The organism is Sinomicrobium halophytocola (assembly GCF_052983395.1).
In genome coordinates this window covers 1-15,757 of the sequence record NZ_JBRKIT010000024.1, presented here as the reverse complement: position 1 = coordinate 15,757, position 15,757 = coordinate 1, and the positions used below count along the sequence as shown (strand labels likewise).

14 protein-coding genes and 1 pseudogene are annotated in these 15,757 nt (G+C 45.6%); 5 read left to right on the top strand and 10 right to left on the bottom strand.

Annotated elements, in window-relative coordinates; all coding sequences use genetic code 11:
- The first annotated feature begins 94 nt into the window (after positions 1-94).
- The 3 genes from fahA to ACVBDY_RS07915 all read left to right on the top strand — a co-directional run bounded on the left by fahA (position 95) and on the right by ACVBDY_RS07915 (position 3,804).
- On the top strand, positions 95-1,384 hold the full coding sequence (gene fahA / locus ACVBDY_RS07925; RefSeq protein ID WP_447174930.1) for a fumarylacetoacetase: 1,290 nt from the start codon (positions 95-97) through the stop codon (positions 1,382-1,384).
- Positions 1,385-1,480: 96 nt separating this feature from the next.
- Positions 1,481-1,954: a GNAT family N-acetyltransferase gene (locus ACVBDY_RS07920; RefSeq protein ID WP_447174929.1), complete on the top strand. Its 474-nt coding sequence runs from the start codon at positions 1,481-1,483 to the stop codon at positions 1,952-1,954.
- Positions 1,955-2,463: 509 nt separating this feature from the next.
- A complete protein-coding gene (locus ACVBDY_RS07915; protein WP_447174928.1) occupies positions 2,464-3,804 on the top strand; it encodes a M28 family peptidase in 1,341 nt (446 codons plus the stop codon).
- On the opposite strand, the gene ACVBDY_RS07910 is transcribed toward ACVBDY_RS07915, so the two are convergent.
- A complete protein-coding gene (locus ACVBDY_RS07910) occupies positions 3,801-6,209 on the bottom strand; it encodes a zinc-dependent metalloprotease (RefSeq protein WP_447174927.1) in 2,409 nt (802 codons plus the stop codon). The genes ACVBDY_RS07915 and ACVBDY_RS07910 overlap by 4 nt on opposite strands.
- A gap of 136 nt (positions 6,210-6,345) precedes the next feature.
- Here ACVBDY_RS07910 and prfB point away from each other — a divergent pair.
- Together prfB and arsC are read left to right on the top strand one after the other, a co-directional pair.
- Positions 6,346-7,441, top strand: a protein-coding gene (gene prfB, locus ACVBDY_RS07905; protein ID WP_447174926.1) for a peptide chain release factor 2 whose coding sequence is annotated in 2 segments (ribosomal slippage) — positions 6,346-6,408 and positions 6,410-7,441 — 1,095 coding nt in all. Because the reading frame shifts where the segments join, the coding sequence is not laid out codon by codon here.
- Positions 7,442-7,676: 235 nt separating this feature from the next.
- The gene (gene arsC / locus ACVBDY_RS07900; protein WP_447174925.1) at positions 7,677-8,018 is read left to right on the top strand and encodes an arsenate reductase (glutaredoxin); all 342 of its coding nucleotides are present in this window, start codon (positions 7,677-7,679) and stop codon (positions 8,016-8,018) included.
- A gap of 215 nt (positions 8,019-8,233) precedes the next feature.
- On the opposite strand, the gene ACVBDY_RS07895 is transcribed toward arsC, so the two are convergent.
- The 9 genes and pseudogenes from ACVBDY_RS07895 to ACVBDY_RS07855 all read right to left on the bottom strand — a co-directional run.
- A complete protein-coding gene (locus ACVBDY_RS07895) occupies positions 8,234-9,556 on the bottom strand; it encodes an acetylxylan esterase (protein ID WP_447174924.1) in 1,323 nt (440 codons plus the stop codon).
- Between the two features lie 270 nt (positions 9,557-9,826).
- Positions 9,827-10,402 (bottom strand): DJ-1/PfpI family protein, encoded by a 576-nt coding sequence (locus ACVBDY_RS07890; RefSeq protein ID WP_447174923.1) that lies wholly within the window; start codon positions 10,400-10,402, stop codon positions 9,827-9,829.
- 258 nt (positions 10,403-10,660) lie between these two features.
- On the bottom strand, positions 10,661-11,200 hold the full coding sequence (locus ACVBDY_RS07885; protein WP_447174922.1) for a YceI family protein: 540 nt from the start codon (positions 11,198-11,200) through the stop codon (positions 10,661-10,663).
- Between the two features lie 191 nt (positions 11,201-11,391).
- On the bottom strand, positions 11,392-12,264 hold the full coding sequence (locus ACVBDY_RS07880; protein ID WP_447174921.1) for a pirin family protein: 873 nt from the start codon (positions 12,262-12,264) through the stop codon (positions 11,392-11,394).
- A gap of 17 nt (positions 12,265-12,281) precedes the next feature.
- Positions 12,282-12,566 (bottom strand): GNAT family N-acetyltransferase, encoded by a 285-nt coding sequence (locus ACVBDY_RS07875; RefSeq protein ID WP_447174920.1) that lies wholly within the window; start codon positions 12,564-12,566, stop codon positions 12,282-12,284.
- A gap of 281 nt (positions 12,567-12,847) precedes the next feature.
- Positions 12,848-13,561, bottom strand: a complete 714-nt coding sequence (locus ACVBDY_RS07870) for a pirin family protein (RefSeq protein WP_447174919.1) — start codon at positions 13,559-13,561, stop codon at positions 12,848-12,850.
- 98 nt (positions 13,562-13,659) lie between these two features.
- Positions 13,660-14,520, bottom strand: a complete 861-nt coding sequence (locus ACVBDY_RS07865; RefSeq protein ID WP_447174918.1) for a helix-turn-helix domain-containing protein — start codon at positions 14,518-14,520, stop codon at positions 13,660-13,662.
- Between the two features lie 173 nt (positions 14,521-14,693).
- Positions 14,694-15,545 (bottom strand): annotated as a pseudogene (locus ACVBDY_RS07860) (IS3 family transposase); the annotation flags it as partial.
- A 29-nt stretch (positions 15,546-15,574) separates the two neighbouring features.
- Positions 15,575-15,757 (bottom strand): transposase (locus ACVBDY_RS07855; RefSeq protein WP_447174366.1); only part of this gene is annotated, 183 nt, incomplete at its 5' end.

Here is a 15,757-nt window from a genome sequence, read left to right as displayed (position 1 = left end):
AAGAAATGCCAAAAATAACAAATACATTCGGTAAATTGGTCGAAAATAATATCTTTGAATACAATTTTATCAAACATAAATTAACAATTTTATTATGCCTATCACCGCGAACGACCCGCAGAGAAAGTCCTGGATACAGGTAGACAAGGATTCTGATTTCCCCATCCAGAATATCCCTTTCGGTGTTTTTCTCACCAGGGACGATGTGATAACCATCGGTACCAGGATTGGGAATACGGCTATAGACCTCGGCGCCCTGCACCAGCTCGGATACTTTGAAGGTATTCCGCTTACGGATGATATTTTTTTGCAGGACAGCCTTAACGATTTTATTTCCGACGGAAAAAAAACCTGGCGACTGGTACGTAACCGCATCGCCGAACTATTCGATATAAATAATCCTGCCTTACAGGAAAATCAGGGACACAGACATATTGTACTCTTTACCCTGGACGAAATAGAAATGCAACTCCCGGTACAGATCGGGGATTATACGGATTTTTACAGCAGCAAGGAACACGCCACCAATGTAGGCAAGATGTTCCGCGATCCGGACAATGCCCTGCTGCCCAACTGGCTCCACATTCCGGTAGGTTATCACGGCAGGAGCTCGTCTATTGTCCCTTCCGGTATTCCGGTACGCCGTCCTATGGGGCAAACCATGCCTCCCGGGGAAACGACCCCGGTTTTCGGTCCGTCGAAACGGGTGGATTTTGAATTGGAAATGGCCTTTATCACCACAGATGCCAACCAGCTTGGCGAACCTATTCCGGTAAAAGAAGCGGAAGATTACATCTTCGGTATGGTCCTCTTTAACGACTGGAGTGCACGGGACATCCAGAAATGGGAATACGTACCGCTGGGGCCTTTCCTGGCCAAGAATTTCGCGTCTTCCATTTCTCCCTGGATCGTTACCCTCGATGCCCTGGAACCTTTCCGTGTAGCCGGGCCAAAACAGGAACCCGTCCCCCTTCCCTACCTGCAATACGAAGGAAAAAAGAGTTTTGACATTGAGCTGGAAGTGATTCTTACCCCGGAAAACAGCGAACCGGTAACTGTGTCCAGGAGTAATTTCAAATACATGTACTGGACGATGGCGCAACAGTTAGCCCACCATACCGTCAACGGGTGTAATGTGATATCCGGGGACCTGATGGGAAGCGGTACCATATCCGGCCCTACGCCGGACAGCTACGGCTCCATGCTGGAACTTAGCTGGAGCGGAAAAAAACCTTTGAAGATGAAAGACGGCTCCGAGAGGAGTTTTATCGAGGATGGAGATACCGTTACCATGAAGGGTTTCTGTAAAAACGAACATGTGCGTATCGGTTTCGGGGAAATTTCTACGAAATTGCTGCCTGCTCCCGGGGAAAAACGAAAATAACGACAACCGGTATAAACAGATATATGCCCGGACGCTTTACCTGTATGCTATTACAGACCGTGTCCGGGCATTTTTTATTTCTTGGAAAACATACTCATGCCCGACGAAATAGCCATAAGACCAGGAAAACCGGAAGATATTCCGGAATTGCAACAACTGTTCTCCAATACTATACTTTCCGTTTGTCGCACAGATTATACGGCCGAACAAACACAGGCATGGGCTTCAGGCATTGAAAATAAAAGCCGGTGGCAAAAAGTACTTGCCGAACAGTTTGTACTGGTCGCTGAAGACCAGGAAAACATTACCGGTTTCTGCACTCTCCGGAATTATAATTACATAGATTTCCTGTTTGTACATCACAGATATCAACGAAAGGGAATAGCACAAAAATTGTACGGTGAAATAGAAAAAGAAGCCCTGCGGAACAGACAGACAAAACTAATAGCAGATGTCAGCAAAACGGCAAAACCTTTCTTTGAAAAATGCGGGTTCGGAATTGTGAAGGAACAGGTGGTCACTATAAAAGGGACGGAACTCACCAATTATTTTATGACAAAGACTTTATAATTTCACATCCTCCCTACAGATTCTCTACTTCGGATACTTTTTATAATCGTAGTTAGCTTTCCGAAAGAAGTTTTTATATATTTAAAACCGGAATACTCCCGTAAAACCGGGCTTTTCGGAGATTTGTATTCTGACTGACTGATTTTTCTTAGTATATGACAAAATTCAATACCGCAGGATTTTCCTCTGCCGGACAGGCTGAGACGGGTGGATCGCTTTGTGAAACGGGGAGTTTTGACCAGCCCGAACTTTGGCGTATTTGCCTTTACGTTTAAGGCTATTCCTATGGTTGGGGATTTCAAACCCTCCCCCCGTTGCTACACTCGGGTACCTCCCTTCTCCCGATAATCATCGGGATGAAGGGAGGAGCTTTTTTGGTTTTTAATAAGATATAGAACATAAGTCTTTTCAGACTATTATAGCAATAACTAAATGACATTGCCCTTTAGAGGTAGAGTAAAACTGATTTTGTCGAATACTAAACCAATTTTTATAAAAAACTAACTACCATGAAAATTCGATTATCCTTAATTCTTGTCTTTTGTTCCGTTCTTTGTGTTGCACAGACCGATTCCCGTATTTATGATATTGTGAACGCAGTTTCGGCCGAAAGGATCGAAAAGGACATTCGCACGCTGGCCGGTTTCGGTACCCGGAACACTTTTAGCGACACGGTTTCCGAAACCCGGGGTATAGGCGCTGCACGACGGTGGATCAAAGCGGAGTTTGACAAGATCTCCAAAGACTGCGACAATTGCCTGGAGGTATTTTACCAGAAAGACCTCGTTACTCCGAAAGACGGCAGTCGTATTCCTCATGATGCCTGGGTGGTCAACGTGGTAGCTATACAGAAAGGCACCAAATATCCCGATCGCTATATCATAATGAGCGGGGACATAGATTCCCGCGCATCCGATGCAACAGATTATGAAACGGACGCCCCGGGCGCCAATGACAATGCCAGCGGTATGGCCGGCGCCATAGAGGCAGCAAGGGTATTGTCCGGATATAAATTTGAGAGCAGCGTGGTCTACGTAGGCTTGTCCGGTGAAGAGCAGGGACTTTTTGGCGGTAAAGGATTAGCCGGATACGCCAAAAAGAACAACTGGGAGATCATTGGTATATTCAATAACGACATGATAGGTAATATCGAAGGCGTGGACGGTGTCACAGACAACCGCACCTTCCGTATTTTCTCCGAGCCTGTTCCTCCCACGGAAACCGAAGAACAGCGAAAAATGCGACGGTTCTACGGCGGGGAAGTCGATGGTATTTCCCGGCAACTTGCCCGGTATATCCATAAAACGGTACGGACCTATATGCCGGAAATGAATCCTATGATGGTTTATCGCCTGGACCGTTTTGGCCGGGGCGGGCATCACCGTCCCTTCAACGACCTGGGTTATGCCGGAGTGCGTATTATGGAGGCCCATGAAAATTACAACAGGCAGCACCAGGATATCCGTACGGAGAATGGCATTGCATACGGGGATGTCATAGAAGGTGTAAATTTCGACTATGCCAAAAAACTCACTGCTGTCAATGCCATTAATCTTGCCGCACTGGCCTGGGCTCCTCCCGCTCCTTCTGAAGTCGCCATAGGGGGTATTGTAGAAGCTTCCACCAAATTAAAGTGGAACAAGGTCAGCGATCCCAATGTGAAGGGATATAAAATATACTGGCGCTATACGACCTCCCCACAATGGGAGTTCAGCCGTTTCGTAGGCGATACCGATCACTTTACCCTCGAAGGCATTGTCATTGACAATTTCTATTTCGGCGTGGCGACCGTCGGTAAGGACGGGCATGAAAGCGTTGTCGTATTTCCTTCGGAAACCTTCCGGGATTAATCCGCACAATCCATTCCTATCGGGGAACCGTCGGGTATTTTAGACACCGGCAGTTCCTCAAATTCTTCCGGCCGTTCCATAAAGCGCTCTATACGGTCTATACATTCCGCAGCATAGGGACCGTCCGCTCCATCCTGGATATTGCCGGACAACCATTCGCTGATCTCCATCAGTTTATCCCTGGCTATGGCATTTACCTGCGGATAAGCTTTATCCTGCTTTACCAGGTTCATCAGATAGTAAAGTACCCGGAAGTTTACCATGTGCTGCACTTCTTTCCTGTAGGTGTCCTTATAATTCTTTTTGAATGTAGCCGCAATCAGTTCGTCCAGGACCTCTTCCAGTCCGGGAAGTCTCTTATCAAGTGCTTTTTGTTGTACCAGGCGCGATGCCCTTTCGGGATGCAATAAAAAGGACAAAGTAAAGTCTCCCGCGGTTTCAGCCGCTCCGAGGGCGTCGAAGGCTACACCGGTTTTACCGGAAAACGATTCTCTTGTTCGCGGATATCCCTTTGCCCGTGGCGGGAACAACTCCAGTTTATCTTCCGGAATAGCCAGTATCCCGGCGGAAAGGGTTTTCAGTACGGATTTGAGCGCTTTTTGCTGCATCCCCTTATCCAGCATTTTTGTGACCAGTTGACCATCCCCTTTTACGGCATAGTTGTAGTCCAGTCCGCCGATAACTTTGGTCGCCGCCTCAGCCTGGTAACGGTGGAAGAAATACAACGGAACGAAAACGTCTTCCAGTACGGAATACGCTTCCCCGCTTGGTATATTATCTACCGAAAAATTCCGGATGGCTGTTTCTCTCAATTCCAACACACGATCCAGTTCCGTCGCCGGGTCCTCACCGCTGTCCCACAAATGCGCATAGGCATGGGCTCCTCCGTGGGCACGGGCATCCGCATCGGATATATATCTCAATCCGCGGGACTGTGCTTCTTTCAATATTTTTTCCAGCGCTGTCCTTTCGTCCGTTCCTTTGACAAAATCGGAATAGGCATAGGCTACGGTTACTTTATCCCAATCACCAATCCCCTTATCATAGGCATCGGAAAGGTCGGGTTCCCCGTTTTTAAGGGTAACCAGGGGATGCGGATAATCCATTACCGATGCCCTGTCGCTGATACTTGCGGAAAAATTATGCGCAAATCCGAGCGTGTGCCCTATTTCGTGCGCCGACAATTGCCGTATCCGGGCCAGGGCCATATCGAGCATGGCCTGGTGATTATCGTCCCTTTCCGCGAAGGGTTTGTTCATAAGCGCCTGTGCTATGAGAAAATCCTGCCGTATACGAAGACTTCCCAGGCTTACATGTCCTTTGATGATTTCCCCGGTCCGCGGGTCTCTTACGCTGGCGCCATAGCTCCATCCGCGGGTAGAACGATGCACCCATTGTACCACGTTGTACCGGACATCCATAGGATCGGCATCTTCGGGCAGCACTTTCATCTGAAAGGCGTTTTTATACCCTATACTTTCAAAAGCCTGGTTCCACCACTTCCCGCCTTCGAGAAGCGCTGACCTCACCGGTTCCGGCGTTCCGGGATCAAGATAATATACTATAGGCTCTACCGCTTCACTTACGGCTGCTTCGGGATCTTTCTTTTTCAGCCGGTGCCGGGCAATATACATCTTAAGCATGGGTTCGTAGACCGGGGTAGCGTAATCGTAATAGGAGACAAAATTCAACCCGCTTCCGGGTATGAACCTCCGCGGTGTATAACCGTCACCGGGAAGTTCCACAAAAGAATGATGTTGTACGACAGATACCAGCCTGGCATCCGGCGCAACGGAACGTATTTCTTTCCCCTTGGGCTCTCCCTCAAAGGTAAGCAGGGCTTCGAATTCGGAATTTTCGGGAAAAGCCCTGATCCGTTCCAGGGCAAGAGCGCTTTTGCTCTTATCCAGTTTATAGGTCCCCTGTTTCTTCTCCTTTAACCGGGTGGCCACCCCATGCGCGTCCCGCAACAGGAAATCCGTAAAATCGATAATATAGCTGCCGTTGCGTTTTTCCTTGATCTCAAAACCGAATATGACCGACCTGGCAAAGGCCTGCTCGACCGAACGGCGCTCTGTTTCATTTTCGGTAATGGCCCGGTATTTCATGTTGGGCTGGATGAGAAGCAGCTTATTGCCTTCTTTTTTAAAGTATACCACCTGTTCATTGCCCAACTGTCCGCGGTCCAGCCCTATATCGTTACTCCCCACCCCGTTACTCAGGGAATAAACATACAGGAATTCGGTTTCGGGTTTGTCTACTTCCAGGTAGATCTTTCCTTCTTCATCGTCGTAATAAAAATCAAAATAACCGGTGAATTTTTTAAGGTCTTTCTTTTTGTCCAGGAACTGTGCCTGTAGCACTCCTGCCGAAAGCAGCAGGGTGAAGAGAATAATCTTTTTCATGCAATATGTCAGTTAGTCAGTTAGGACCATAAATTTATGATAAATAATTTTTACTGCACCGCGTAAATGTTATTTTTGCCGGGGAATACCCATTGACGGAAGACGTCAGTGGCAAAAAAGAACTCAAAAAACAGATATGGTTACAACAGAACAGGTGAAAAGCCTTATGGAACGCCTTGGCGCGTTAAGGAGGTATCTTTGACATTGATGCCAAGCTTATTGAAATACAAAACGAAGAAGAAAAAACTTTTGCTCCCGATTTCTGGGACAACCCCAAAGAAGCGGAGGCGCTGATGCAGTCGCTCCGCAGTAAAAAGAAATGGGTAGAAGGCTACGAAGAAGCCAAAGCTCTTGTGGGTGACCTGGAAGTACTGTACGATTTTTACAAGGAAGGAGAAACCGAAGCAGAAGAGGTAAAATTACAGTATACAAACACGGTAGACCATATAGAGCACCTGGAATTTAAAAACATGCTTTCGGAAGAAGGTGATGTCATGAGTGCCGTATTACAGATCACCGCCGGTGCCGGGGGTACGGAAAGCTGTGACTGGGCCGCGATGCTCATGCGTATGTACCTCATGTGGGCGGAATCCCAGAAATACAAGATAAAGGAACTCAATTACCAGGGAGGTGATGTTGCCGGGATAAAAACGGTGACCCTGGAAATCGAAGGAGAATATGCTTTTGGCTGGCTAAAAGGAGAGAACGGGGTACACCGGCTGGTACGTATATCACCTTTTGACAGCAATGCCAAACGCCACACTTCTTTTGCTTCGGTTTATGTATATCCCCTTGCAGACGACAGCATAGAAATAGATATCAACCCTGCGGACATTACCTTTGAGACCATGCGTTCCAGCGGTGCGGGAGGACAAAATGTAAACAAGGTGGAAACCGCCGTACGTCTGCGCCACCACCCCACGGGAATTGTCATTGAAAATTCCGAAACCCGGTCGCAACTGGACAACAAGACCAAAGCCATGCAACTCCTGAAGTCACAGCTCTACGAAATAGAACTGAAAAAACGACAGGAAAAGAGGGCCGAGATCGAGGCCGGGAAAATGAAGATCGAATGGGGTTCCCAGATAAGAAACTACGTCATGCACCCATACAAACTGGTTAAGGATGTAAGAACATCCAAAGAATCTACCGATGTAGACGGGGTGATGAACGGAGAAATAGATCCTTTCCTCAAAGCCTACCTTATGATGATGGGCCAGAAGGAAGAGTAAGTTTCGAGTTACAGGTTATCAGGTTACAGGTTTACAAGTTACAAGTTTACAGTTCAGGTTTCAGATTTGCAGTTCCGGGTTGCAGTTTGGGCAAAGAACAAAGCGAGGTGGCAGCTTGTCCCGAACATAGTTCGGGACAAGCTGCCAGTTCAGCAGTGTAAACTTGTAATCTATAATCAAAATCAGGTTTTGTCCGCTCTCTAAAATCTTAAATCTAATATCTAAAATAGGGATCATGTTAAAAATATATCACAATCCGCGTTGCAGCAAATCCCGGCAGGGACTTGCCCTACTGGAAGCATCCGGTAAAGAATTTGAAGTTGTTAAATACCTGGAAGACGTCCCTTCGGAGAAAGAACTCCGTGAGATCATAAACCTCCTGGGGATTTCCCCTATAGACCTCGTTCGGAAGAACGAAAGCATCTGGAAAGACAATTACAAAGGGAAGGACCTCTCTGATGCCGAGATTATCAAAGCCATGACAGATCATCCGAAACTGATAGAAAGACCTGTTGTGATATCCGGGAAAAAGGCGGTAATAGGCCGGCCACCGGAAAATATCAAATCCGTCCTGTAAAGGAAATGTCATTTAGGCTACTACGGAGGCAGGGAAATTGTGCCTTAGTTATTAGGTTATTAAGTTAATGAGTTATTTAGACAACACCTATAAACTGAATAACCTAATAACTCAATAACCCAACTATAATTTTTCCCACTACTAAAGTGTGATATACAGACTTTACCGAAGGGCTGCAATAATTCCGAAGCAAGGTTTTAGCCCCTCAACCGGGACTAATAAAGTGTTTTCAAATCGTGTTCTTCCAGGATATCGTTATATTCCGGCAGTATCCGCAGCAGGGCAATATCTTCTATACTATTTAGTTTACCCACATCTTTGAAGCCCTGGTTCAAAAGCTGTTCCAGATAGAAGAGCGCCATTCCGTATTCGCTTTTCTTCACACTGTAACGCAATACTTCGAGATAAGCATCTTGCTGTTTGGGATCGAGCAGGACCATAAAAGCATTGGCGAATAACAACCGGTCCGTCTTGGTACTATCCAATGCAGGTATGGTTTCCTTCATAACTGCTTTCAGCATATTCTTTAAGCGCTTAGCCATCTTCGCCCTGGCCGCGTTATCTTCTTTTTCCATTTTCTCCAGGGAAAGCATTTCTTCTTCCCAGGAAGGAAGTTGCCCGACGTTCCCGTTGGAAAGGTCATCGGACAGGAAAGTCAGGTAATCGGTCATATAGTAGCTTTCTTCTTCGGTAATACCGTAATTGTCGTTACGTTGTTTCCTGAACTGCCTGTTCTTACGAATTTCTTTTTTTCGCTCGCGGAATACATCTTTCTCCACATAATTGCTGTAATTACTCATCAACTGGTCCACATCCTCAAAAGCATATAGGGCCTGCCCTATACGTTCGGTCTTCCTGTTGAAATCCAGATCGGCTCTAAACAACGAATCCACCATTTTTTCACCGCCGGGAACCGCTCCCTTTGCAATAGCTTTTATCGTCAATGTACGTATAGCCTTGTCCATATAATCCGCAGGCGGGTAATAGGAAGAACCATCGTATACCAACAAATCCGCCTGAAATTTTTTCCTGTTCAGTATACTTACGGTACTTTGCATCTCCCGGAAATTTCCATCCTCGTCTCCCACAAGACCTATAAACAGAAAATTGTTTTTTTGAGGTTCGTAATTTTTATTTCCAGGTAAGGCCGCCCCACAGGCTATCACACCATCCACATCTCCGGATATGGCCGCAATTGCGGTAGCCAATCTGCCACCACCGCCATAACCGGAAGTATAAATCCGTTTGCTGTCTACAGGAAAGGTTTTCAGTACCACCTCAAAAAGCCTTTTAGCGATATAAAAATTCTCTTCGTAAGACGTATTCTGCACGTTATTTGCCCCGACAAGAATGAAGTTTTTCCCCGCGGGAGCAGCAGTAAAGGTTTCCAGTCCTTTTTTCCCTTTTCCCTCGATATCAAAAACAAAAATGACCGGCCATTTCTTCTCCGTCGTATAGTTTTCGGGGAGGTAGATGGCATAATTTATAAGTTCGGAACCGGGTACAGGAACAGCATCGGTAATAACACCTTTTGACAAGTGTAAATCCTGGGCTCTTCCGGAAAAAAAACAAAGGAAAAGTAAAAAAAGTAAAATAAGAAGTCCGTTTTTTATCGGTAAGTCACGCATACTTTCATCTTGAATAAGTAAGTACAAGATAATTCAAAAAAGAAGATTAAAAAAATAAATCACGCCGGATAGACAGGAAACTTTCTTTTGATTTCATCCTAAAACCATGCTGTAAAAGCCTGGAAAAGAGCGACAGGAAAGCCTCTCTTCCGGGCCTTAATACTATTTAGAAGATCCGGACTACAATGAAATTTTAGTTCCCAGTAAATCCAGGAACGCTTTGATAAAGGTTGGATGGCCGGGCCATGCCGGTGAAGTTACGAGGTTTCCGTCCACTACCGATTCGGTGGGCGGCACCTCTTTGTAGGTACCCCCGGCAAGGGTTACTTCCGGTCCCACTGCCGGGTAAGCTGTGAGCGTTCTTCCGGAAACCACCCCGGCAGTGGTGAGAATCTGGATACCATGGCATATGGCTGCTACGGGAAGGTCTTTATCAAAAAAGTATTTTACAATATCCAGTACTTTCGAATTTAGTCGCAAGTATTCCGGGGCACGTCCTCCTACCACGACCAGGCCATCATAATTTTCAGGCTTTATTTCATCGAAAGTATAACTGAGCTGGAAATTATGACCTGGTTTTTCCGAATATGTCTGGTCTCCTTCAAAATCGTGAATTGCCGTTTTTACCGAATCTCCTTTCTTTTTACCGGGACACACGGCATGTACTTCATGACCTACCATCAAAAGCATCTGGTAGGGTACCATAGTTTCGTAATCTTCTGCGAAATCACCGGTTATTAACAATATTTTTTTCATCTGTTATTTTTTATTTGTTTTTAATAGGTCATCCCGATGGTTATCGGGAGGTTTGAAAATTTTGTTAATAGGTATTTCATAAGAATGTTTAGTATTAATATTTACAATGTCCGGGATAAGAAGGAGGTCCCGGTCCGGGCCATAAAAAACCCTTAGCTTTCATTTTCTCCGGCACTGTTTTCCCGTACCTTCGGAACTACCTAAATATACTAAAAAAAACAGGGGTAACAGATACCCCCGGAAGATTTTAACCTTTATTTAATTTTTGACATACTGCAGGTTGAGCAGCAGCTTTACCTCATCACCTACTACAATGCCCCCGGTTTCGGTAACCCCGTTCCATTCCAGTCCGAATTCTTTCCGGTTCAGTTTTCCCGTCACTTCAAATCCGGCTTTGGTGTTGCCGTAAGGATCTACCATCGTCCCTCCGTACTCGGCTTTCAACACTATGGGCTTTGTATTCCCGCGAATGGTGATATCTCCTGTAATTTCATAGGTGTCTTCCCCTGTTTTTTTAAACCCGTTAGACACAAAAGTGAGTTGGGGGTGGGTATCCGCATCAAAAAAATCTCCGGATTTCAAGTGAGTATCCCTATCCTTATTATTCGTGGAAATACTGTCCGCATCAGCTTCAAAAACCGCCTTCGTATTTTCAAACCCCTCCCCATCCGTTTCCAGTCCTCCCGAAAAAGAGGTAAATTGTCCGGTTACGGTAGAGATTACCAGGTGTTTCACTTTAAATTGTACTTCGGAATGCGCGGGGTCTATACTCCACGTTGTTTTTTTTGTTGTTTCCATTTTTCTGCTTTTTATAATTCAACCAATTTTTTTTTTAGTTCGCAACAAAATTTGTTTTATGCAGGTTTATCGGTAAATCAGGTTCCCTTTAGATGGGGTAAAATCCCGATCCCGATATGTATCGGGGCTTTCGGGAGAGGAAATCCACCCAGATCGAATTTTGTCAGGTACTAAACATTTTTTTCTTAATCCTATTCGGGCAAAGGCACATATGTGTTATCTCCCGAAACTTCCGGGAATCGTTTTTCTTTCCAGTCTTCTTTGGCTCTTTCTATGGTTTCCCTGTCGGAAGAAACAAAATTCCAGTAAATATGCCTTTCTTCATCCAGGGGCTGACCGCCGAATAACAGAAGATGTGTACCTTTTTTCACCTGTAATGCACATTGATTATCCAGTTTGGATACGAGCATATTCCCTGCCCCCACTTCCTGATCACAGGCGTTGACCTGTCCTTCTACAATGCAAATACCTATTTCCCCTTTCAGGTTACCGGCGATATCGAGAGCAAAATCCTCTTCTGCCTTTACGGAAACCATAAACAGGTCGGAATAGGTGGGGACGGGCGACTTTTTGCCGAACCCTTCTCCCGCTACCAGAGTAAAAAAGGCTCCATCCTCACTCCATGCCGGTAGTTCTTCCTTGGAGACATGGTAAAACTCAGGCTCCATGTTCTCTAGTTTTTCAGGAAGCGCTATCCATATCTGGTAGCCATGCATGGTAAATTCGTGACCTTGTCTCATATCAACCGGGGTCCTTTCGGTATGTGTCACTCCTTTCCCGGCCACCATGAGGTTTACCGATCCGGGACGGATGCGTTGCTCCGTACCTATACTGTCCCTGTGCATAATCTCTCCTTCCAGGAGATACGTAAGTGTAGCCAGGCCAATGTGCGGATGCTGGTCTACATCCATATATTTTTTGGGGCCCAGCTTTTCAGGTCCCATATGGTCTATAAATATAAACGGGCCCACCATTCGCTTTTTGCGGAACGGGATCAGGCGGCCCACCAGGAAATCTCCTATATCCCGGCTTCTTTCTTCGATGATAAGATCGGTATTGGACATCTGTTAATTTTATTTTTTCAGGCAAGAACATCCTGCCATTCGGTTACTTTTTTGAATGTTGCATTGGCAAACGGGCACAAAGGTACTACCTTGATGCTATTTTCCCTGACATAACCCACCAGTGCTTCCAGTAGCTTTTTGCCTATACCCTGTCCTTTCAGGGACTCATCTACCCCGGTGTGATCTATGATCATTTTTTTATCGCCGGCCATGACATAAGTCATTTCCGCCAGGCGCTTTTTGTCTACTTTATAAACAAAAGCGCCTTTGGTATCATTGTGAAGATGTTTTATCTCTCCCATTTTGTGTACATATAAGATGGTTTCTATAAATATACTAAACTTCCTGCTCTTTTCCAGACGAAAAGCCGGTTATATCAGGGCAGACACATTATAAGATTATTTTGCCCAGATTTCAGAAATTCCGCATTCTTTTCAGAGGAATAACGGGATTTCGGCATTTGCCGGGCGGATTTTTCTTTGTCCCAGCTAAAGGGAGGAAAAATCCTTGATTATGAAAAAGCTTTACCTCTATTATACCAGGATGGAGCAGGACATGATTTTGGATGTACTGGTCCTGGTAATTATATGGCCATCGGTACTTCCATCAGGAGGAATTGCGTATCGCTTTCGGCTTCAATGGTTATTTTTTCGGTATCCCATACGCCGTAAGCGTCTCTTTTCCCCAGGGATTGTCCGTTGACATTAACCGCTCCTTCAATAACAAAGAGATATATGCCGTTCCCTTCTTTTTTCAGGTTGTAGTCCCTTGCCGTCCCTTTGTCAAAGTCTCCCAGGTGAAACCAGGCATCCTGGTGTATCCATGTTCCCTGGTCATCCGCATCAGGGGACACCACCTGGTACAGCTCGTTCTTTTCCCGATAATCTTCTATAGATATCTGGTCGTACCGCGGTTCTGCATTCCTCTTGTTGGGGATCAACCATATCTGTAACAGGTTGGTTTCTTCATCTTTATTCGGGTTATACTCGCTGTGAAAAACACCCGTCCCGGCGCTCATTACCTGTATTTCCCCGTTTTTGATGCGGCCTGTGTTTCCCATGCTATCCTTGTGTTCCAGGTCTCCGCGCAAAGGAATGGTTATGATCTCCATATTATCGTGCGGGTGCATCCCGAACCCCATGCCTCCGCTTACAATATCGTCGTTAAGTACCCGCAGGGAACCGAAGTTCATCCTGTCGGGGTTGTAGTAGTTGGCAAAACTAAAACTGTGATGGGCGTTCAGCCAGCCGTGATCGGCATGACCTCTTGTATCTGCCCGGTGCAATGTTGTTTTCATGATTATATTCCTTTTTTTGTTCTGTACAAAGTTGCGAACAATAAAGGCACGGGGAAATACAAGAATACGGGAAAGGCTTATAAAAACACGATCCGGAACTATTTCCTGAAGTCCGAAGGGGACATTCCCGTACATTTTTTAAAGAAGCTGCTAAAATGGGCAGGTTCGGAAAAACCCAGTGCATAGGCTATTTCTTTTTGCGGTTGCCCGGAAAAGTAAAGCATGCGGCGGGCGGCAATTGTGATGCGGGACTGTAAATATTCTTTAGCCGTCTTGCCTATGAGGGACTTTACGGTGCGGTTGAGATGATCGGGGGTAACATGAAGGGCATCTGCATATTGAGAAACCAGGTGCCATTCCGTGAAGTGTACCTCCACCAATTGCTTGTAATCTCTGAACAGGATTCCGCCGGCATGAAGTTGTTGCGGATTTTCACCGTGCAGGGAGCACAGGTTATTACAGGATATAAGAAAAAGCCGTAGCAGAGAGCCTATCCCCTGGGAACGGAACTTCATGTTCCTGTTGCTCCATTCCATCATTTGTTCGCAATAAGCACTCAACTGTTGTAGTTGCTGTTCTGCCAATAGTAAAGGCGGCGCTTCCCCGTAATCCTTAAACAAATTGATATCGTCTATAAAACAGGAGTCTATCTGGTTTTCTGTCATAAAACGGGTAGAGAAGGTTATCACATAGCCATTGGATTTCTCCTTCTCCACTATCTGATGTACCTGCCCGGGACTTATAAAATATACCTGTTTGTCCGAAAGCGGGTATTCTGTAAAATCTATGCTGTGCTTCCCGTTACCTTTCTTCACCAGTACAATGATATAATAATCGTGCCGGTGGGGTTCGTCCGCTTTCCCGAAGTTCTCTTCATAGATATCTTCCATCGTACGGATACGAAAGATCATCCGGCTGTCTGCCGGATCTACATCGTTATATGTTTTAATGAGGCTCACCCTGTTTTTTTACCTCGTCTAAGATACTTCTTTTGGCAATTACGCAGGGCAAACGCATTAAAAAAACTATAATGGTAACGTTTACCAGTTATAGGTTACAGGTTGCAGGTTGCAGGTTGCAGGTTGCAGGTTGCAGGTATGGGCATGCCTGAATATGGTTGCCTTTTTTCAGGTTAATAATTAATCTTAAATCTCGGTTTTTGTTCAGGGGTTAACCCCTGAACAAAGGTTTCAAATTCTACAGGTTTCATATTTTTTAGTGAACCATGTGGACGTTGATAATTGTACTTTTCTACGATTTTTTTTATCAATATTCTCCCTTGTTTTAAACTGATATGGGAGTGGTCAAAATCGATATATTCATTTTTTAATATGCCGTTTAAAGATTCTGCATGAGCATTCTCCCAGGCTTTACCGCCCATGCTGGGCTGTACCTGATTTTCTGTATGTAACTCAGCTAATCGCTTATAAACGTATTGGCTGCCTTTATCCGAATGAAAGATGAGTTGTTTCCGTTCGGCTTTAGCAGTCGTGGCCAGAGCTTGCCTATAAGCTACAACTATAGTATCCTCCGCGGTCAGGGTGGCTGACAAACTCCAGCCTTTGATTTTCCTACTGTACACATCCAGGATCAAGGTCAGGTAATAAGGCTTCTTAGCTGATACAGCGATATAGGTAATATCACTCACCCAAAGCTGGTTGATCCCGGTTAGTTGTAAATCAGTGATCCGATTAGGATACCAATGCTTCCCCCCATAAGTGGTACGGTAACGGTTGCGCTTGCGCTTTAACCTAAAGCCATGACTCAGCAATAAGGCCTCGGTCTTGTCCCGACCCATCCCGGTAGGCTTGAGCTCCGCATAGAGCTTCCTACAACCCAGCCGAGGATGGCCCTTACGAAGCTCCCTTGCGGCTTCCAGAACACTATTCCTAACCCGGAGTTGTTCCTGGTGGTCACGCACTTGCTTATAATGCCCCTGTTTGCTTATACCTACCATCTCATATAAAGATTGCATCTTATACCGATGAGCCGACCGATGACAACGAAACCATTCTAAGACAGCCCTTTGTTCTTTTTTTCAATATCCTCCCCCATCCGATCTGAGGCCAACGCCATCAACTTCTCTAAATAATCAATGCGCATTTGCTTTTGACCCAAAGCCCGTTCCAGCTCCTTAATGCGCTCTGCCTGCTCTTTGTGCTTCTTTGATAAACTTTTACTTTCCACTATCATTCG